Source organism: Cyanobium sp. NIVA-CYA 375, assembly GCF_056108345.1.
Genome location: NZ_JBSYHW010000386.1, coordinates 1 through 596 on the forward strand (window position 1 = coordinate 1; position 596 = coordinate 596).

At 61.2% G+C, this 596-nt stretch carries 1 protein-coding gene; it reads right to left on the reverse strand.

What is annotated here, in order from left to right; all coding sequences use genetic code 11:
- The coding region (locus AC01FP_RS18720; RefSeq protein ID WP_474482413.1) for a biliverdin-producing heme oxygenase at nt 1–596 on the reverse strand (596 nt) is incomplete at both ends.

Below are 596 nucleotides of genomic sequence, written 5' to 3' on the forward strand. Positions count from 1 at the left end.
CGCTGACGGCGGGTAAGGAAGCCAAACAGCACCTTGCCAATGGCGGCGATCAGATTGCCTTCCAGTTCCTGGAACATGGTCATGTTGAGGTGGAAGGCGTGGTTTGCCTCCTCCACAATGCGATCGGCCATGGCCTGGTCGATTGGCAGGGCGTCGAGGGTGGTGCGGTAGTTGGCCTTAAAGGCCTTCTCATCGGGGATAGCCGCGAATTCGTAGAAACGCAGGCCATCGTGCTCGCCCAGGCTCATCGCCTTCTGGGCGATGTTCTTGAGGATCTGGCCGCCGGAAAGATCACCGATGTAGCGGGTGTAGTGGTGACCCACCAGCAGCTCCGGGCACTCCCGCGCCACCTGGTGCAGCCGCTCAACGTATTGCTGGGCTCCAGGGGTGGGCTGGACCGCATTACGCCAGTCGCCACCGAAGTAAAAGGCAAGGTCCTGCTCGAGACTTTCGCGCCGGTTCAGCTCAGGAAAGGCCACCGGGCCCACAACTGGATGCTCCCTAAGCCGGCCAAACTCCTCCTCCATGGCGGAGTACACGAAATAAAGGTCGGCCACCAGGGTGCGGTAGCTGGCCTTATCCACCACCCCCTTGAG